General features: G+C 67.9%; 21 protein-coding genes. 9 read left to right on the forward strand and 12 right to left on the reverse strand.

The genetic code is table 11. From position 1 onward, the window contains the following. Window positions 1–55: 55 nt before the first annotated feature. On the reverse strand, window positions 56–283 hold the full coding sequence (locus LDO29_RS08215) for a hypothetical protein (protein ID WP_224079299.1): 228 nt from the start codon (window positions 281–283) through the stop codon (window positions 56–58). On the opposite strand from LDO29_RS08215, the gene LDO29_RS08220 reads away from it, so the two are divergent. The 4 genes from LDO29_RS08220 (at window position 266) to LDO29_RS08235 (ending at window position 4,049) form a co-directional block, all read left to right on the forward strand. Then, window positions 266–1,996, forward strand: a complete 1,731-nt coding sequence (locus LDO29_RS08220; protein WP_224079300.1) for a methyl-accepting chemotaxis protein — start codon at window positions 266–268, stop codon at window positions 1,994–1,996. The two genes, LDO29_RS08215 and LDO29_RS08220, sit on opposite strands and share 18 nt — an antisense overlap. Before the next feature lie 378 nt (window positions 1,997–2,374). Next, window positions 2,375–2,965: an acyloxyacyl hydrolase gene (locus LDO29_RS08225; protein WP_224079301.1), complete on the forward strand. Its 591-nt coding sequence runs from the start codon at window positions 2,375–2,377 to the stop codon at window positions 2,963–2,965. A gap of 126 nt (window positions 2,966–3,091) precedes the next feature. After that, window positions 3,092–3,448 (forward strand): DUF2880 domain-containing protein, encoded by a 357-nt coding sequence (locus LDO29_RS08230; RefSeq protein WP_224079302.1) that lies wholly within the window; start codon window positions 3,092–3,094, stop codon window positions 3,446–3,448. A 118-nt stretch (window positions 3,449–3,566) separates the two neighbouring features. After that, window positions 3,567–4,049, forward strand: a complete 483-nt coding sequence (locus LDO29_RS08235) for a DUF1579 domain-containing protein (RefSeq protein WP_224079303.1) — start codon at window positions 3,567–3,569, stop codon at window positions 4,047–4,049. A gap of 258 nt (window positions 4,050–4,307) precedes the next feature. On the opposite strand, the gene LDO29_RS08240 is transcribed toward LDO29_RS08235, so the two are convergent. Further along, the gene (locus LDO29_RS08240) at window positions 4,308–4,583 is read right to left on the reverse strand and encodes a hypothetical protein (protein WP_224079304.1); all 276 of its coding nucleotides are present in this window, start codon (window positions 4,581–4,583) and stop codon (window positions 4,308–4,310) included. Window positions 4,584–4,926: 343 nt separating this feature from the next. Further along, on the reverse strand, window positions 4,927–5,109 hold the full coding sequence (locus tag LDO29_RS08250) for a hypothetical protein (protein WP_224079305.1): 183 nt from the start codon (window positions 5,107–5,109) through the stop codon (window positions 4,927–4,929). Window positions 5,110–5,492: 383 nt separating this feature from the next. Here LDO29_RS08250 and LDO29_RS08255 point away from each other — a divergent pair, with 383 nt between their 5' ends. Further along, window positions 5,493–5,636 (forward strand): entericidin A/B family lipoprotein, encoded by a 144-nt coding sequence (locus tag LDO29_RS08255; protein WP_224079306.1) that lies wholly within the window; start codon window positions 5,493–5,495, stop codon window positions 5,634–5,636. A gap of 91 nt (window positions 5,637–5,727) precedes the next feature. Here LDO29_RS08255 and LDO29_RS08260 read toward each other — a convergent pair whose 3' ends face one another. Further along, window positions 5,728–6,738: an AraC family transcriptional regulator gene (locus LDO29_RS08260; protein ID WP_224079307.1), complete on the reverse strand. Its 1,011-nt coding sequence runs from the start codon at window positions 6,736–6,738 to the stop codon at window positions 5,728–5,730. Between the two features lie 147 nt (window positions 6,739–6,885). Here LDO29_RS08260 and LDO29_RS08265 point away from each other — a divergent pair, with 147 nt between their 5' ends. Together LDO29_RS08265 and LDO29_RS08270 are read left to right on the forward strand one after the other, a co-directional pair. Continuing rightward, a complete protein-coding gene (locus tag LDO29_RS08265) occupies window positions 6,886–8,064 on the forward strand; it encodes an acyl-CoA dehydrogenase family protein (RefSeq protein WP_224079308.1) in 1,179 nt (392 codons plus the stop codon). Further along, a complete protein-coding gene (locus LDO29_RS08270; protein ID WP_224079309.1) occupies window positions 8,061–8,645 on the forward strand; it encodes a flavin reductase family protein in 585 nt (194 codons plus the stop codon). The genes LDO29_RS08265 and LDO29_RS08270 overlap by 4 nt, the downstream gene beginning before the upstream one ends. On the opposite strand, the gene LDO29_RS08275 is transcribed toward LDO29_RS08270, so the two are convergent. The 3 genes from LDO29_RS08275 to LDO29_RS08285 form a co-directional block, all read right to left on the reverse strand. Then, entirely contained in the window at window positions 8,623–9,468 is an 846-nt protein-coding gene (locus tag LDO29_RS08275) for a DMT family transporter (RefSeq protein ID WP_224079310.1), read from the reverse strand. The genes LDO29_RS08270 and LDO29_RS08275 overlap by 23 nt on opposite strands. 20 nt (window positions 9,469–9,488) lie before the next feature. After that, complete coding sequence (locus tag LDO29_RS08280) at window positions 9,489–10,385, reverse strand: 2-hydroxy-3-oxopropionate reductase (protein WP_224079311.1); 897 nt, start codon at window positions 10,383–10,385, stop codon at window positions 9,489–9,491. 101 nt (window positions 10,386–10,486) lie between these two features. Continuing rightward, window positions 10,487–10,762 (reverse strand): hypothetical protein, encoded by a 276-nt coding sequence (locus LDO29_RS08285; RefSeq protein ID WP_224079312.1) that lies wholly within the window; start codon window positions 10,760–10,762, stop codon window positions 10,487–10,489. Between the two features lie 298 nt (window positions 10,763–11,060). On the opposite strand from LDO29_RS08285, the gene tolA reads away from it, so the two are divergent. Together tolA and LDO29_RS28195 are read left to right on the forward strand one after the other, a co-directional pair. Next, window positions 11,061–11,825 (forward strand): cell envelope integrity protein TolA, encoded by a 765-nt coding sequence (gene tolA, locus LDO29_RS08290; RefSeq protein ID WP_224079313.1) that lies wholly within the window; start codon window positions 11,061–11,063, stop codon window positions 11,823–11,825. Further along, the gene (locus tag LDO29_RS28195) at window positions 11,798–12,049 is read left to right on the forward strand and encodes a glutathione S-transferase family protein (protein WP_224079603.1); all 252 of its coding nucleotides are present in this window, start codon (window positions 11,798–11,800) and stop codon (window positions 12,047–12,049) included. Before tolA ends, LDO29_RS28195 begins: the two co-directional genes overlap by 28 nt. A gap of 54 nt (window positions 12,050–12,103) precedes the next feature. On the opposite strand, the gene LDO29_RS08300 is transcribed toward LDO29_RS28195, so the two are convergent. The 5 genes from LDO29_RS08300 to LDO29_RS08320 all read right to left on the reverse strand — a co-directional run bounded on the left by LDO29_RS08300 (window position 12,104) and on the right by LDO29_RS08320 (window position 18,029). Continuing rightward, complete coding sequence (locus tag LDO29_RS08300; protein WP_224079314.1) at window positions 12,104–14,206, reverse strand: acetate--CoA ligase family protein; 2,103 nt, start codon at window positions 14,204–14,206, stop codon at window positions 12,104–12,106. A 28-nt stretch (window positions 14,207–14,234) separates the two neighbouring features. After that, entirely contained in the window at window positions 14,235–15,221 is a 987-nt protein-coding gene (locus LDO29_RS08305; protein ID WP_224079315.1) for a tripartite tricarboxylate transporter substrate binding protein, read from the reverse strand. 69 nt (window positions 15,222–15,290) lie between these two features. After that, window positions 15,291–15,644 (reverse strand): Zn-ribbon domain-containing OB-fold protein, encoded by a 354-nt coding sequence (locus LDO29_RS08310; RefSeq protein WP_224079316.1) that lies wholly within the window; start codon window positions 15,642–15,644, stop codon window positions 15,291–15,293. Beyond that, entirely contained in the window at window positions 15,641–16,786 is a 1,146-nt protein-coding gene (locus LDO29_RS08315; RefSeq protein ID WP_224079317.1) for a thiolase family protein, read from the reverse strand. Before LDO29_RS08315 ends, LDO29_RS08310 begins: the two co-directional genes overlap by 4 nt. Before the next feature lies 1 nt (window position 16,787). Continuing rightward, on the reverse strand, window positions 16,788–18,029 hold the full coding sequence (locus tag LDO29_RS08320; RefSeq protein WP_224079318.1) for an ABC transporter substrate-binding protein: 1,242 nt from the start codon (window positions 18,027–18,029) through the stop codon (window positions 16,788–16,790). Window positions 18,030–18,073: the final 44 nt, after the last annotated feature.

The raw sequence follows: 18,073 nt of genomic DNA on the forward strand, positions 1-18,073 counted from the left end.
GGGGCGGGCGGCAGTTATGTGCATCTTGATGGCCTCGACAATGCCAGACTGTTCGCTAGCGGACACTCAAAATCCCGGTGCGCAAGACCGTGGTTTGCGGCGCATCAACGATCATGGCGACGGCCATCACATCCGGCGGCCGGCTGCCGTTAAGGCCGGAAAAACCGCGCTGCGCAATTCCAGCCAAAGCGCGCACCGCGCCCGCACAGGCATGCTGGCCGGGAGGATCGGGGGCTTCACCAGCCGGCAAATCGAGTTTCCAGCAATGAGTCAGTTCATCCATACGATCAAGTTCAGGATCCTCCTGGTGTTCGGCGTCTGTATCGCGCTGATGCTGGGGATCGGCCTGTTTGCCCTGCAGACCATCTCCAGCCTGAACCAGAACATGCGCAACGCGTACGAGCAGAACACCGTGGCCATCGGCGAACTGGCGGAGGTACGCGTGGCGCAGCTCCACATCCGCCGGCTGCTGTGGAAGATCCGCGCGACTTCCGAGGGCACGGCCAGCGAGGACATGGCACTGGTCCAGCAGTACCGCGCGAAAATGCAGAAGGGCTGGCAGGCCTACTATCCTGCGCGGGCGACGTCCGCCAGCGAGCGTAGCGTGGCCGATGCGCTCGACGCCGCGCTTGCCCGCTTTGCGGACCTTGTCGCGCAGGAGGTGCATCTGCTGGAAGCCGGTGACCGTGCCGCGGCTGCCCGGCTGCAGGACAGCGAGCTGGGTGCGGCCGGCGACAAGGTCGGCGAGCTGATTACACGCGGCGTGGAAGCCAACCTTGCACAGGCCGGCAACTACAACCGCAGCAGTCTTGCGCGGGCGCATGCCGCGTTATGGACGACTGCGGCGCTGATCGCGCTCGGCCTGCTGGTATCGCTGGCGGCGTCGCACCATCTCCAGCGAACCATCACGCGGCAGCTGCGCCGCTCTGTGGAGATCGCCGACGAGATTGCCGCGGGTCGCCTCGACCAGCAGATCGAAACCCGCTCGCGCGACGAGTTCGGGATGCTGCTGGACGCCATGGCGCGCATGAGCCGCCAGCTCGCGCAGACGGTGCGCGGCATCCAGGTATCGAGCGAAGCCGTGCGTGTGGCGTCGCGCGAGATCGCCAGCGGCAATATGGACCTGTCGGCGCGCACGGAGCAGCAGGCGGCCTCGCTGCAGGAAACCGCGGCCAGCATGACGGAGATTTCGCAGACCGTCCGGATGAATGCCGACAACGCGGCCCAGGCCAATACGCTGGCAGGCAACGCCAGGGACCTGGCGGATGCCGGCAACGCGGCGGTGCAGGCCATGGTGCAGACCATGGCCCGGATCAGCGGCAGTTCGGAACGGATATCGGACATCACCACCCTGATCGAGGGCATCGCCTTCCAGACCAATATCCTTGCGCTGAATGCGGCGGTCGAGGCGGCGCGTGCGGGCGAGCAGGGGCGCGGATTCGCCGTGGTGGCGGGCGAGGTGCGCGCCCTGGCACAGCGTTCGTCGGCCGCGGCCAAGGAGATCAAGGAACTGATCGAATCCTCTGCGGGCATGGTCCAGGACGGGTCGCGGCAGGCCGGGGAAGTCGGCCAGACCATGGGGCAGGTGATCCGCGCCATCCAGCAGGTGTCGGACATCATGGGCGAGATTTCCGTGGCCTCGGGCGAGCAGAGCCAAGGCGTGGAGCAGGTGCACGTGGCCATCAGCCAGATCGACTCGGGTACCCAGCAGAATGCCGCGCTTGTCGAACAGTCCGCGGCGGCTGCGCAGTCGCTGGAAGAACAGGCCCATGCCATGGCCGATGCCGTCTCCGTATTCCGGCTCGCCGGGACGGGCGGGACAGGCGGCACAGGTGGGAGCCATGTGCCGCGCGTGTCGCCAGCGTCCGCCAGGCGCGGGGCAGGCGTGACCCGGGGCAATGTGCAGGCCGTGGCGCGGCCGGCGGCCGTCGAGCCTCGACCGGCCCGGTCCGAGGGGGCCGGCCATGATGCCGGCGATGACTGGCAGGCTTTCTGAGCCTCCGGTCGTGACCAGGGAATGCCGTGACAAACGTGCAAACACGGCAAGGCAGCAGCAACTATTCGAGGCTTTGCAGCAGCGGCGGATCCCTAGAATTTCACTCGTGGCATCTTGCTACACCCCCCGACTTCACAGCCCTCCGCACGGAGGGCTTTTTTTCGCCCCGCCTCGGCTTCTGCAAGGCGTACCTCCCGGGCGTTCCAGCAGCGGGCCCGGTGAGTATCCGAATTGTTCCAAAAATGGAACACAGTGTGCAATCCATGTGACTTTTGGCGGTGCGGCGAACGCTGCATAATGCCGCGCCAGAGCCGGTGCGTTCGCGCTCCCCGGAGCCGCGGTTGCCGTGCTCCCCGTGTCCCGTTCTGCCACACTGCCATGCCTAGCCTTCTCCTGCCTTGCCTCCCTTCCAGCCGCGGCATACGCCGTTTTGCGCTGGCTGCCATTGCCGCGTCCGGTGCGTTGATCAGCAGCCTTTCGCATGCCGAGCCATGGTTTGAACCGGTGCGTCTGGGTGTGGCGGCAGGGGCCGGCAACGATGCCGCCATGGCGCGGCTGGAAGCCCGCTGGGACCTGAAGCGCGACCTGTGGGCCACGTCGTCGCAATCCCTACGCTTGCGCCTGGGATTCGAGGCGTCGGCAGGTGTCTGGAATCCACATGGCAGCGGCGGCAATGCGCTGGGCGATCTTGGCCTGACGCCGATCCTGCGCCTGCAGGGCGCGGGCCCCAGCGGCGTCTTCGTTGAAGCTGGCGTCGGCGTCCATGTGCTGTCGCGCACGCGCATCTCGGATGACAAGGTCTTTTCTACTGCGTTCCAGTTCGGCGACCGCGTGGCCGTCGGCTACCGCTTCGGCGACGCGCTGGACTCGGAACTTGCGCTGCGCCTGCAGCACTATTCGAACGCGGGCATCAAGGAGCCCAACCCGGGCATCAACTTCTTCCTGCTCCAGTACTCGGCTCGCTTCTGAGGCACGCCAGCAAGCATTGTCCAGGCATGGCAGCCGGTTGCCGCTGCCATGCCGGCTGCCTGTGCAGGTACGCATACCGATTGCGCCGCGTAAAATGTGGCGCCGCCACCTGTCCAGGAGATCTCCATGATGCTCGTCTTGTCTCGCCGAACCCGCGCAGCGATTGCGGCAGCGGGCCTGCTGCTGGCTGCCGGCACGGCGCTGGCCGCCGATCTCGAGATGCCACGGCCACGCGGCAAGGACGAAGCCCCGGGGGCGCCGGTGGCTTGCAGGAAAGCCGCGCAAGCGAAACTGCCGAATCCCGATCATTTCAAGTGGGATGGCAGCACATATCGCAAGGTTGCCGAAGATGCCTATAGCGTCGTGGGCGACGTCGAGTATGTGGGAACCGACGGCGCGCAGCGCAAGGCCAAGATCCAGTGCGATGTGATCCGGGCGCCGGGCGACAGGTTTGTCGTTACCAAGGTCCGGCTGCCGGAATAGGGGCACGGCGCCCAACGTCGGCTTCTTTGATGTGGACACTGTCCATCCTGTTTACTAGTGTATGTGTACGGCATCCACAAGTTTGGCTGCACACACGGCCATCGACAGGAGGTAGTCCATGAACACCGAGGCACTCAACGAACATCGCTGGCTGCAAAGGCTGGTGGGGGAGTGGATCGCGACGGGCGAGGCTCAGATGAGCCCGGACCAGCCACCCGAGAAGTGGGAAATGCCCGAGCGGGTCAGCCGTGTGGGGGACCTCTGGGTGCAGTGCGTGAGCCAGGGTGAGATGCCGGGCTGCGGGTCGGCCACCACGGTGATGACCCTTGGCTACGACCCCGCGCGCAAGCACTTCGTCGGCACGTTCATCGGGTCGATGATGACGTACCTCTGGACCTATGAGGGGGACCTGGATGCCAGCCGGCAGGAACTCGCGCTGCGCGCCGAAGGCCCGGACAACGCCGGCAGCGGCAAGATGGCGCAGTACCGCGACGTCATCCGCTTCACGGACGACGACCACCGTACGCTGACCTCGTACATCCAGGGCGCGAACGGCGAGTGGACACAATTCATGAGCGCCAACTATCGGCGCGTACGCTGATGCCGAACCTGGTCATATTGGTTGCCTGATTCCGGCAGCCCGCCAGCCCATGGTTTGACTATCGTTATATAGGCATCTACATTGCGCTGCAGGAACCATTCCCTGCTTCTGCTGGATGCCTTTGCCGCGCATCCGGGCGACCCGGTATCGCGGGCCTTGTGGTCGTGCTCGACGTTCGTCGAGCCGTTCAGGTCGAAGGCATCGGACCACGCCAGGTCCTGGCGACCGTTCGCACACGGATCCGCTCGCTCTATTCGGTCATGACGGGTGGCTGCCCCGGCGAGGGTTTGGCCGGGCGATGCCCCATGCATCCAGCAGCGGCTGGAAGCTTGGGCCGGCTTCGGCGTCTCGCGGAGGCACGCGGCGCGCGGGAGGCAATGCCCTGCCGGTCAGGCCGAACAGGCGCTCGGCCTGCGCAATGTCTTCGGCAGCCGGAAGGTGTTCAACCACGCCCATCTGGCGGGCGGATTTCAGCGCGCGCGTGAGTTCGGCGGCTGACAGCCTGCAGGCGCTGGCGAGATGATCGCGTCGCATGGGACCAGCATCCCGCAAGCAGGTGATCAGCGCGAGTACACATTCCCGGGTTGGTCGTTTCATGGTGGCTACGTCGGAAGAATCTGCCTCGCGGCGGAATCCTTCTATGGCCACGCCGCATCGGACTGCCCATTCTTCCGCAGCCCCAGCGCCTTGCCAATCGGCTATCACAGTTGTTCACAATTGGCGGGTGGAACCGGGTGATACGCGCCACACGGACGGCGTGATGCGCGCCGACGATATGGCCGACGCGGCACTGGCCGGGTTCGGCCAGGGTGAGGTGGTCACCATTCCGCCGCTGCGGGACGTCGGCGACTGGACCGCCTGCGAAGCTGAACGCCGCTCAGTGGCGTGTGGGCGGATTGCCCTGGGACGTGGTGCCTTGCGAGAGCAGAGTGCCGTGCTTGCGCCAGCGGCGTTCCTGGGCGCGCTGCACGTCTTCGGCGATCTCGTGCAGTTCGGCCAGGCGCGCTTCGAGTGCGTCGGGGTAGATGTCGTGGGGGCTGAACCTGAGGCGGAAGGGCATGATGTTGTCTGTCGTATTGGAAGGATGTATCGGCAGCGGTGCGGCCCGGCTTGAGCATTCGTCTCGTTGTCCGTCTCGCTAATGGAGCGGGGTGGGACCGGGGCCCGCACGCCTTGCTGGTTCCAGTATGGACAGCGCCGGAAGCCGCGCGCCAGGCGATCGTTGGCCGCTTGATCTGGCTCAACGCAATCCGCGCAATGACGCGTTGCGCATGTTCAGGCCCCGGCCGCGCGGTCCTCCGTTTGCGCTGCCCGCTGACACCGTTGTAGGACGAATGCGGACTGCCCGCACGGTTTCCCGCTTGCTACGCTCAATTTGCCGGTCCGGCCCCTCCATTCCTGTTGCGGAACATGCCCGCATCCACACGAAGCAAGGAGATCATCATGAGAAAGCTATTCGCGCTATTCGCCCTGGCGGGCATGCTGGTGATTACTGGGTGCAATACCATCTCCGGCGCCGGCAAGGACATCGAACGCGGTGGCGAAAAGGTGCAGGGGGCCGCGGAGAACACCAAGCAAAAAATGTAGCCGCGCCGGCCGGGCGGCAAGCCGTCAACCCAGGGCCCCTTGTGGGCCTCTTGCCGTTTGTGGAGACAACATTGGGCAGGCGACGGACGGCTCACTGTGCTGTTGCCGGCTCCGGCGCCTCCAGCGCATTGTCGGCGCGATGCCGGCGCCAGCTTGCCGGGGGCAGGCCGAATTCGCGTTTGAAGGCCCGGCAGAATGCCGCTTCGGAGTCATAACCGGCGATGCCGGCCACTTCGCCGACGGACTGGCTGCCATTGCGCAAGGCCGTAGCCGCAATGCGCAGGCGCCAGTGTGCCAGGTACTGCATCGGCGGCTGGCCGAGCAGGTCGGTGAAGCGCTGGGCCAGCGCAGAGCGCGACAGGCCCACGTTGCTGGCCAGTTCATCGACCGTCCACGGATACGCCGGGCGCGCGTGCATGCGTGACAGCGCTCGGCCGACATAGCGGTCGCGCAGGGCGGCCAGCCAGCCGCGTTCGGTTTCGGGCATGCCGTCGATGCAACGCCGCACTGCCTGCACGAACAGAAGTTCCGACAGCTTGGCCAGGACCGTGGCGCTGCCGGCCTTGGGAACGGCCGCTTCCGAGGTCGCGAAGGCCAGGGCCGATGCCAGCCACGCGGATTCGACGCCACCGTCCAGCCCGACCTTGAACAGGCGCGGCAGGGACGAGAGCAGGGGATTGCCGAGCATGTCGTCGAAGGCAAGGAAGCCGCACACCATGCGCGTGGGCGTGCCGGTCCCGCCATAGGACAGCCGCATGACCTCGCCCGGACTGCTCTCCATCATCCCCGCAACCAGTGGGCCCGCCGGGATCGGGCACAGGCGGAGATCGCTTCCGAGCACGTGGGGTTCGCCTTGCGGCACGACCAGCAGTTCGCCCGCATCGACGCGCAGCCCATGTTCGTCACCGTTGACCAGTCGGGCCCAGCAGCTGCCTTCCGTGATGAGATGGTAGGACACGACCGGGCCGGTGCCAGGCAGGAAGGCGGCACGCAGGCTGCTGTCGGCTTCAGAGATCACACACCACGGCGCCTTGAAATCGCCGTTGAGAAAGACAGCGCCGCTCAGTTGCACCGCGCGCAGGAGATCGGACAGAGCATCCATGGTCACTTCTCCGCAAATCCGGCGTCTCGCGCAAGAAAGCCGGAGGCCCGGTCAATGAACCCGGCTGACCGGGCTCCGATACTAGCACTGTGCCTGACGCCAAACAACGGCGCAGCACCCCCGGCAATTCAGCAGGAGACATATGCCATGGAAACGATCACCGCCCCCGATGCCAGCGCAGGTGCGCAGTCAGACTGGCTCGCGCTTGCCGCCGCGCTCGGCCGCACGTTCGACGAGCGCGCACCGGCCATTGACGCCCGCGACGCCTTCGTCAGCGCCAATTACGACGACCTCAGGGCGCAACGTTTCCTGGCCGCGGCGGTGCCGCAGGAGTTCGGCGGTGCGGGTCTTTCCCATCCGGAACTGGGCCAGGTCCTGCGCGAGCTCGGCAAGTACTGCGGCTCGACCGCACTGGCTTTCGCCATGCACACGCATCCGGTGGCCACCGCGGCCTGGCGCTGGCGCAACCAGAAGGCGCCGGTGGAGGGGCTGCTCAAGCGTGTGGGCGGCGAGCAGATCGTGCTGCTCGGCAGCGGCGGCTCCGACTGGTTGCAGGGCAGCGGCAAGGCAACACGCGTGGAAGGCGGCTTCCGCATCGATGCGCACAAGGTGTTCGCCAGCGGCGCGCCGGTGGCGGACCTGTTCATGACCTGCGCCGTCCATGACGATCCGCAGGCCGGCCCCACCGTGCTGCATTTCGCGCTGCCGATGAAGACGCCGGGCGTGCGCATCGAGCCTACCTGGCGCGCGATGGGCATGCGCGGCACGGGCTCGCACGATGTACTGCTCGAAAACGTGCTGGTGCCGGACAGCGCCATTGCCGCGCGGCGCCCGCAAGGCCTGTGGCATCCGATGATGCATACCGTGGCGATGATCGCCTTGCCGCTGATCTATTCGGTCTACGTCGGCATTGCCGAGTCCGCGCGTGATATCGCCCTGCGGATGGCAAGGCAGCGGCGTATTTCGCCGCATGCCGTCGAACTGGCCGGACGCATCGGCAACGAATGCGATGCCGCGCGCCTGGCGCTGAACGACATGTTCGCCGCGGCGGCCAGCCAGGCGCCCGGCGCCGTGACCACGAACCGGATCATGTGCGGGCGCGCGCTGGCCGCCCGTGCGGTGCTGGCGACGGCTGACCTGGCCATGGAGCTGGCCGGCGGTGCGGGTTTCTATCGCGACGCCGGGCTGGAACGGCGCTTCCGCGATGCCCAGGGCGCGCGCTTCCACCCGCTTCAGGCTGGCGCGCAACATGAGTACGCGGGGCGCATGGCCCTTGGCCTCGACATCGATGCGCCGCCCGGAGACGTGCGGCCAGCCGCGCAATGATGCCCGCGCTCGCGCCGCTGCCGTATGCCACCGAGGCAAGCAACGACAGCGGCCAGGAAGACGAGGACGATGCCGGCCACGGCGCGGACAGGGCGCACACGGTGCGCCGTGCCCTGCGCCGCGCGCTGGGGCAGTTCGCCACCGGCGTGGCGGTGGTCACGGCAACCGGGGCCGATGGCCGGCCCGTTGGCGTCACCATCAATTCGCTGGCCTCGGTATCGCTGACGCCGCCGCTGCTGCTCTGGAGCCTGGCGCGCGGCTCCGGCAGCCTGGCCGCGTTCCGCGCGGCGCCTTGCTACGCCGTCAACGTGCTGGCACGCACGCAGCAGGCCTTGTGCGAACGGTTTGCCACCAGCGGCATCGACCGCTTCCAGGGCGTGTCGCTGGCGTCCGGCCCATGCGGCACGGCGTTGATCGACAACGCGCTGGCTGCCTTCGTGTGCCGCCCGCGCAGCGCACGCAAGGTGGGCGACCATGTCCTGTTCATTGCGGAGATCGTGTCCTACCGCATGAACCCCGGCGAGCCACTGGTATTCCACGCCGGCGGCTTTGCGGGAATCAGCGCGCCTTCCCGGCAATGACCAGCGCGATGCCGCCGAGCACGGCGGCGGCGCTGACGGCCAGCCGCAAGGACATGGCCTCGCCGAGCAGCGCCAGGCCACCCACCGCTGCGATCACCGGTACGCTTAGCTGGACGGTCGCGGCGGTGGCGGCACGCAACTGCGGCACGACTGCGTACCAGACCACGTAGCCCAGTCCCGAAGTCAGTGCGCCGGACACCAGCGCGCACGCCAGCCCGGCGCCGTCGAGGCTGCGCTGCGCGTGCATCAGCAACGCCAGCGCAAGTGCCGGCGGCACGGCGCGCACGAAGTTACCTGCGGTGGTGGCGATGGCATCGGCCGATCCCCTGCCGCGCAGCGAATAGATGCCCCAGGCGATGCCCGCAGCGACCATCAGCAGCGATGAGCCCAGCGGCGGTGCCGTGAGTCCTGGCAGCACGAGCCACGCCAGTCCACCGAGCGCTAGCGCAAGGCCCAGCCATTGCCATGGGCGCAGGTGCTCGCCGGCGTACAGCCCGTAGCCGGTCATGGTCGCCTGCACGGCTCCGAACAGCAGTAGCGCACCCGTGCCGGCAGACAGGCGGAGGTACGCGTACGAGAAAGCTGCCGCGTATGCGAACAGCGCCAGCGCTGACGGCCAGTTGCCGCCGTGCGCCAGCCGGCGCGGACCATGGCGAACCAGCAGGATCAGCCACAGGGCAGCCGCTGCGCTGCCGACCCGGGCCAGCGTAAAGCTTGCCGCGTCGATCGCCGTGCCCTTGAGCGCCAGCCGGCACAGGATCGAATTGCCGGCGAAGGCCAGCATGGTCAGCGCCGTCAGCAGGGCGACGCGAGCGCGCGGCATGGCGGGCTGCCGGGACACGTTCAGCCTGCTGGCGCGTCGTCAAGCGAGAAGGAAGAGAGGTGTTCGATGGCCCGCACCAGCGCGGCATGGTCCCAGCCCGCGCCACCCATGCCGACGCAGACATTGAACAGCTGCTGGCACGAGGCCGTGGATGGCAGGCCGACGCCCAGCGTGCGCGCCGTGGACAGCGCCAGTTCCAGGTCCTTCTGGTGCAGGGCAATGCGGAAGCCCGGGTCGAACTTGCGCTGCAGCATGCGTTCGCCATGCACTTCAAGGATGCGCGAGCTGGCAAAGCCGCCCATCAGCGCCTCACGCACGCGCGCAGGGTCTGCGCCGGCGCGCGCGGCCAGCACGAGCGCTTCGCTGACGGCCTCGATGGTCAGCGCGACGATCACCTGGTTCGCGACCTTCGCCACCTGTCCGTCGCCGGCTTCGCCGACGCGCGTGATGTTCTTGCCCATCAGCTGCAGCAGCGGCAGCACGCGGTCGAAGGCCTGCTGGCGTCCACCGGCCATGATCGACAGGGTCGCGGCGCGTGCGCCCACCTCGCCGCCCGATACCGGGGCATCGACATAGTCGGCGCCGAGCGCTTCGATCTTCCGGGCGAATTCGCGCGTGGCGATCGGCGAGATCGAACTCATGTCGACCACGGCCGCACCACGGGAAAGGCCGTGCGCAACGCCGTTTTCCCCGAACAGCACGCGTTCCACGTCCGGCGTGTCTGGCAGCATCAGGATCACCACCTCCGACTGGCGTGCGACCTCGGTGCCGTTGGCACAAGCGTGCATGCCCGCATCCTGCAACGCCTGCGGCACGCCGCTGCGGCTGTGTGCAAACAGGGTGTGGCCGCCTTGCAGCAGGTGCTGGGCCATGGGCGTGCCCATCACGCCCAGGCCGATGAAGCCGATCTTGCTCATGTTCTTGTCCGGTGGGTTGCAATGGCCCGGCGGCGCGACTCGCGCCGCGTGCAGCATCGTGATTGATGATAGTCACTGCAAGGCCACTGCAAGCAGCCGGATCAGCGGACGGCGCCCGCAGGCGCGGCAAGGATGGCGCGAATGCGCGCCAGGTATTGCTCTCCAACCGCGCGGTGCGTATGTGCCGCTTCCTGGGCGAATTCGCGGCGCGTGGGCGGACGAATGCCCAGGCTGCGGCAGATGGTGGACAGGTAAGGCTTGCGTGCGCCTGCCAGCCGGACCGCGGCGGACTGCAGCGCGGCATCGCCGATGCGTGTGCGCAGCCAGGCCAGCACCTGGCGGTCATAGTCGTTCTGGACACGGATTAGATGTTCCATGGTTCCCTCGTACTGTTCATCCATACAGTTACTGTAAATATATACAGTGATAAGGGGGAGGCAAGAGGATTTTTACCGTGTGACGCAATATGCGCCTGCTTACAAAATGTCTGCGGACCGCGCCAGCCTGCGAAGGTGCCGACCGGATGAGGGCGGGCGATCGGGCCGCATCCGCGGGACGCCCAAAGGTCCCGGAAACTGTTCTGCCGGTCGTATGGCCCCGTTCCTGCGTAGCACTTCATAAAATGAATTCGTGTATCAGAGAGCAGCGCGCAGGCAGCGGCGAGGCGGGTGGTCCATGCAGATCGGCGTATATCCCTATCAGCCCGTGCGGGAACGAGGCACCTTGAAATGCTTTCTGGCTGCCTTGCTCATGCACATGCTTCTTGGCGCACTGCTCTATTACGGCGTGCACTGGCGCAGCGCTGCGCCGGAAGGCGTTTCGGCCGAACTGTGGGAGCCCCCTCCTGAGGCCGTCACGCATGAGCCCACGCCCGCGCCGGCGCCGGACGTGAAGCCGGTCGAAGAGGAAAACGCCGATATCGCGCTGCAGGAAAAGCAGCGCCAGGCAAGGCGCGAGGCGCGCGAGGAAGCGGAGGCAAAACGCGAAAGCCAGGCGCGGGAAGAGGCTGCACGGAAGGCAGCGCAACGGGAGGCACAGCGCAAGGCGGCCGAAGCACAGCGCCAGGCCAGCAATGCCCAGCGCCGAAGCGAACTGGCACGCTTGCAGGCCCAGGCGGGCGGCGCCAATGCGAACAGCGGCACCGGTACGTCCGGGAAGCCTTCCTCTGCTTATGCGGAGCGTGTCCGGCAGCGGGTCAAGCCAAATATCATCTTCAGTGAAGACATCAACGGCAATCCGGCAGCCGTGGTCGCAGTCCACATGGCGCCAGACGGATCGGTGCTGTCGATCCGGCTCGCCAGATCCAGCGGCAATGCGGCCTGGGACAACGCCGTCCTGCGCGCGGTGTCGCGCTCCGATCCGCTGCCGCGCGACGAGAACGGCGTTGCGCCGCCCGAGATCAGAATCACCTTCTGGCCAAAGGATCAGGGCAGTTCGTAGTCCACGCCACCTCCGCCGATGTCGTTGACGCGATCGAGAAAGCCCTGGCTCCCGGCCCGTTCGTGCTGGGACCCACGTTCAGTGCCGCGGACGTCTATCTCGGGGCCTCACTGGCATGGGCCGGGAAATTCGGCGCGCCGCGCCTTGGCGAGAGCCCGCGCATTCAGGACTACGTCAAGCGCGTCACGGCACGCGACGCGTTCAAGCGCGCGGCGGCGGAATGAGGGCGCGGCGTCCAGGAGCAGTCGCCGGGTGGTAACGGCAGCCTCTGGAAAAGGCTAGTGCGATGCGTGCCGTGCTTCTTCGATCAGCGCATCGACCACCACTACGCCGTCGCCGTTTACCATTACCGGGTTGAGGTCCACTGACAGGATCGCGCCACCGGCGTTATGCACCATGTCGCCGACCTGAACCGCAAGTCGGCACAGCGCAGCAATATCCACCGGCGGCTCGCCGCGCACGCCATGCAGCAACGGCGCGATACGGAGTCCGTCCAGCGCGCGAGCCACGTCTGCCGGCCGGCAGGGCGCGAGCAGCACGGCAGTGTCGCGCAGCACCTCAACATACTTGCCGCCGTCGCCGACGACCAGCACGGCGCCGAAGACCGGGTCCCAGTGCGCGCCGATCATGCACTCGCGCTGGCCGCGCGACATGCGCGCGACCACGACGCCTTCGCACGTTGCACCCATGGCCTGCAGCGTGCGTGTCTGTGCTGCAAAGGCGCTGGCCACCGCTTCCGGATCGTTGCAGTGCAGGGCCACCAGCCCGTGTTCGCTCTTGTGCGGTACCTGCGGCGAGCTTGCCTTGACCGCCACCGGTGCGCCGATGCGTTGCCACGCGGCCACCGCGGCATCGACGTTGCGGCAGACATAGTGCTCGACCACGGGCATGCCGGCGGCCGCCAGCCGGGCGAGGCTGGCGGCCTCGCTCAACGTCGCGCCCGCTGCGGCGATGGCCGGCTGCGCGGGGCGTGCAGGCAGGAGCGGCTCGCCTTCGGCCGCGATCTGCCGCAGGCGCTGCTGGTGCGATACCAGTTGCGAGAAGGCGGACAGCGCTTCGGCGGCGTTGGCGTAGGTCGGCACGCCGGCTTCGCGAAAGGCCTCCGCCACCGGTTGCTGCCAGACGGCGACCGCGATGGGCTTGCCCGCCGTGTCGGCGAATGCAGCGGCATCGCGCGCAAAGCGCGGCACGTCATAGCCCATGCCGGAAACGGGGATGTCGAGCAGGAACAGGTCGGCGGCAGGATCCCGCGCCACCACGGGCAGTACCTCGCCGAACAGCGCGCTGTTGGTGAGCAGCGCCGCGGTGACGTCGACCGGGTTCGCGGTCGCGGCAAAGCCGGGCAGGCGTTCGGCGAGCGCGGCCTGGGTGGCGTCGGACAGCGGCGCAAGCGTCAGCCCGAACGACGGCGCCGCGTCGGCCGCCATGACGCAGCTTGCGCCCGAGTTGCTCACCACCACCAGCCGGCGCCCGCCGGCATCCCAACCGCGCAGGTACATCGGCGCGCAGCGCGCCAGCGCGTGCGCATCGTCCACGCGCCAGATGCCGTGGCGGGCAAGGAAGGCGTCGACGGCACGGTCTTCGTTGGCGATGGCGCCCGTATGCGAGGCCGCGGCGCGCTGCCCGTCCTGCGAACGGCCGGCCTTGACCGCCACGATCGGGACGTTGCGGGCCCGCGCCACGCGCGCGGCTTCGGCCAGCACTTCGGGATCGCTCAGGCTTTCCAGGTACAGCAGTACCAGCCGTACCCCGGGATCATGCGCAACGGCCAGCGCCAGTTCGCTGACCGTGATGTCGGCCTGGTTGCCGGTAGCGTGCATATGGCGCACGCCGATGCCCTGGCCGCGCAACAGCCCGTAGACTATCGCCGCCACGCCGCCGCTCTGGCTGACCACGGCCACCGGCCCGTCCTGCGGCGGCACCTCGATGAACATGGTGGAGAAGCTGGCGATCGCGCCGCTGCCGAAGTTGGCCAGCCCCTGGCTGTTCGGGCCCACCAGCCGCAGGCCGCTGGCGCGCGCGGCGCGCACCATCTCGACCTGCTGGCGTCGGCCTTCGGCGCCCGCTTCGCCGAAGCCGGAAGCGATCACGATGGCCGCTGCCACGCCGAGCCGCGCGCAGTCGTGCACGGCCTGCACCGCGGCCTCGCCGGCCACGATGATGATGGCCAGTTCCGGGACCTCCGGCAGTGCATCCAGCGTGGGATAGGCGCGCAGGCCCTGGATGGCGTCGCGCTGCGGATTGACCGGGTAGAGCGTGCCGGCATAGCCGTGCGTCTTCATGTAATGGATGGGCCGACCGCCGATCTTGTGGATATGGTCGGAGGCACCGATCACGGCAATCGAGCGAGGGGAGAGCAGGGGCTGGAGTGGGGCGGTCATGAGCAAGACGTAAGCGGGTGGAGAGAAGTCAGTCGACGGTGGCGCCCGAGGTCTTGACGACCCTGGCCCATTTGTCGATTTCCTGCCCGATGAAGCGGGCAGTGGCAGCGGGCTCGGTCCATTCGGCGGCAAAGCCCTGCGTGGCAAAGCGCGCGCGCACGTCGGGATCCTGCAGTACGGCCTTGAGCGCGCCGTTGAGTGTGCTGAGGACCGCAGGCGGCGTGCCGGCCGGGGCCAGCAGCGCATTCCAGGCGCTGGCCTCGTAGCCGGGCAGTCCCGCCTGCGCGATGGTCGGCGTGTCCGGCGCGGCAGGCGAGCGCGCGGCGCCCGTGATGGCGAGCGCCTTGAGCTTGCCGTCGCGCACGAACGGCATGGCCGACAGCATGGTGTCGAACATCACCGTGGCCTGGCCGCCCATCACGTCGGTCAGCGCGGGCGCGCTGCCTTTGTAAGGCACGTGCGTCATGCGGATGCCCGCCATGCTGTTGAACAGTTCCGCGGCTAGGTGGGTCGACTGGCCGTTGCCTGAGCTGGCGAAGGTGACCTGTCCGGGCCCGGCCTTGGCCAGCGCGATCAGCTCGGCCACGTTGCTGGCCGGCGTGGCCGGGGCGGTCACCAGCACCAGCGGACCTCGCGTGAGCATGCTGACCGGCGCAAAGTCCCTGCGCGTGTCGTAACCGGGTTTGCTGAACAGCGTCATGTTGATGGCGTGCGCCGTGGTGGCGACCAGCAGCGTGTAGCCATCCGGCGCGGCCTTGGCCACGGCTTCGGCGCCGATATTGCCGCCGGCGCCCGGCCGGTTCTCCACCACCAGTGGCTGGCCGAGCTTGTCGGACAGCTTCTGCCCGACCACGCGGGCGACGATGTCGGTCGGGCCGCCGGGTGGGTAGGGCACCACCAGCCGGATAGGCTTGTTCGGGAAAGACTGTGCCTGCGCGCCCGGCAAGGCGGTAGCCGACAGGGCCAGGCAGGAAAGCAGGGCGAGCGCGTGCCGCCGGGATCGATTCGGTGCCAAGGGAGTACTCCGGTAGTGGATGCCGGCCGGGATGGACAGGCGCCTGCCGGCAAGGCGCCAGAGGTCGCGCTACTCGCGCCGGAAACGCAGCAGCGTGCCTTCGCCGAAGCGCAGGAAGCCTGCCCGCACCCGGTCGCCGATGGCCACGCCGGGCTCGGCATGGCCCATCACGCGCGGGCCTTCGTCGAGCGTGGCCAGCACCAGCGTGTAGGGCGCGAGTGCGCGAAAGGCTTCGTCCGGCGCGCGGCTGATCTCGGTCACAGCGTGGACCGTGGCCAGTCCGCCGGCATCGCGCCAGCGCAACTGCCGGCCGCCGCAGGCACGGCAGGCATGGCGCTCCAGCGGCTGCCAGGCTCCGCAGTCGTCGCAGCACTGGTAGCGCACCACGCCGGCGTCCAGGCCGGTGGTGTAGGGATGGGTCATGGCATGGCCTCCAGCACCAGGCTGACGTGCGATGACAGCACGCCGCCATCGGCATGGAACAGCACGCGCCGGCGCGTGCCGGTCTGGCGTGCGCCGGCACGGCGGGCGAGCTGCTGCGCGGCCTCGGCCAGGTGCATCAGCCCACCGGCGACGCCCGAGTGCCCGAAGGCCAGCAAGCCGCCGTGCGTGTTGAGTGCCAGCGCCCCGTCGCGTCCGAAGTCGCCCGCGCGCAGCCGCGCGTGCGCTTGCCCGCGTTCGGCCAGCCCGAGCTCTTCCAGCAGCATGACCAGCGTGATCGTGAACGAGTCGTAGATCGCGAGGTAGTCGATGCTGTCCACGCCGCCGCCTGCCTCGGCAAACGCGCGCCGCGCCGCGTCGGCGGCGCCGGTCTGCATGACGTCGTCGATCGCGCTCAGGTGCTGGTGCCGGTGCGCCTGGCCCGCGCCGGCGATGCGCACGGGTGTGCCGGGGCCGGGCTCGGCGGATACGACCACGGCGACTGCGCCATCGGAGATCGGACAGCAATCCGACAGGCGCAGCGGCGTGGCGATGGCGCGCGCTGCACGCGCGTCGGCCAGCGACAGCGGTTCACGCAAATGCGCATCGGGATGGCTGGCGGCATGCTCGCGCATCAGCACGGCAAAGCCCGACAGCGCATCGGCATCCATGCCCGCTTCATGCAGGTAGCGCGAGGCCAGCAGCGCGTAGTAGGCCGGCACCGAGGCGCCGTTTGGCACCTCGGCATGCGGTTCGCCGACCTGCGCCAGCGTCTGGATCGACTGGTCGCGGCTCTGGCCGCTGAGCCGGTTTTCGCCGGCCACCACCAGCACGTGGCGGCAGCGGCCGGCGCGCACCAGTTCGTGCGCGAGCATCGCCATCACGCCGCCGGTGGCGCCGCCCGCGGCCACACCGTGCGCATAGGCCGGCGTGAGCGAGGCGTACTCGCAGAAGCGGTCGGCCAGCATCAGGTGCGGCAGCGTGGTGGCGTAACCGCACAGCACACCATCGATGTCCGCACGTGCCAGCCCGCTATCGGCCAGTGCGGCATCGGCGGCCTGCGCCATCAGCGTCAGCGGCGTGCTGCCCTCCAGGCGGCCGAAGCGTGTATTGCCGGTGCCGCGTATATAGCTCTTGCTCGCCATGTCAGTGCTTGAGCAGCGGGCACTGCGACTTCGACACGGGCATGAAAGCCTGGTCACCCGGCACGGTCGCCAGCACTTTGTAGTAGTCCCACGGATACTTGGACTCCGCCGGGCTCTTCACCTCGAACAGGTACATGTCGTGGATCATGCGGCCGTCTTCGCGGATGCGGCCGTTCTTTGCGAAGAAGTCGTTGATCGGCATGGACTTCATCTTCTTCATCACGGCCGCGGTTTCGTCGGTGCCGGCGGCCTGCACGGCTTTCAGGTAGTGCATGACCGACGAATAGGCGCCTGCCTGGCTCATGTTCGGCATCTTCTTCACCTTTTCGAAGTAGCGCCGCGACCAGGCCCGCGTGGCGTCGTTCATGTCCCAGTAGAAGGCCTCGGTCAGCACCAGCCCGCTCGCCGTCTTCAGGCCGATCGCGTGAATATCGTTGATGTAGAGCAGCAGGCCGGCCATGCGTTGCGTGCCGTTGCGGGTCAGGCCGAATTCCGACGCTGCCTTGATGGCGTTGACGGTGTCGCCGCCCGCGTTGGCCAGGCCTACCACCTGGGCCTTGCTGGCCTGTGCCTGCAGCAGGTATGAGGCGAAGTCGCTCGCGCCAATCGGGTGGCGCGCGGCGCCCAGCACCTTGCCGCCGGTTTCGTTGATCACCGCGGTGGCGGAATCCTGCAGCGTGTGCCCGAAGGCGTAGTCGGCGGTCAGGAAGAACCACGACTTGCCCCCACGCTGCACCATGGCGCGCGCGGTGGTATTGGCGAGCGCGTAGGTGTCATACGCGTAATGCACCGACACCGGCGTGCACAGGTCGTTGGTGATGCGCTCGCTGCCCGGGCCCGAGAACACCACGATGCGGTTCTTCTGCCTGGCCACTTCCAGCACGGCCAGCGCCGGTGCGGATGCCGCTACGTCGAGAATGGCATCGACATTGCCCGTGTCATACCATTCGCGTGCCTTGCTGGCGGCGATGTCGGCCTTGTTCTGGTGATCGACTACCACGAGCTCGATCTTCTTGCCCAGCACCTTGCCGCCGAAATCGTCGATAGCCATCTGCGCCGCGGTGGCGCTGCCGCGGCCGGTGACGTCGGCGTACAGGCCGCTCATGTCGAGCAGCATGCCGATCTTGACCTCATCATTGGAGATGGCTGCTTTGGGCTGGGCTTGTACGGCGCCGCAGGCAAGCGCGGCGGCCACGGCGAAGATGCTGGCGGCCCGACGGCGGATCGAAAGACGATGCTTCATGGTGTCTCCTCTGGAAAAGGCATCAACCACCACTGTCGTTCCTG

It is taken from the genome of Cupriavidus laharis (assembly GCF_914271435.1).
GTDB lineage: Bacteria > Pseudomonadota > Gammaproteobacteria > Burkholderiales > Burkholderiaceae > Cupriavidus > Cupriavidus laharis.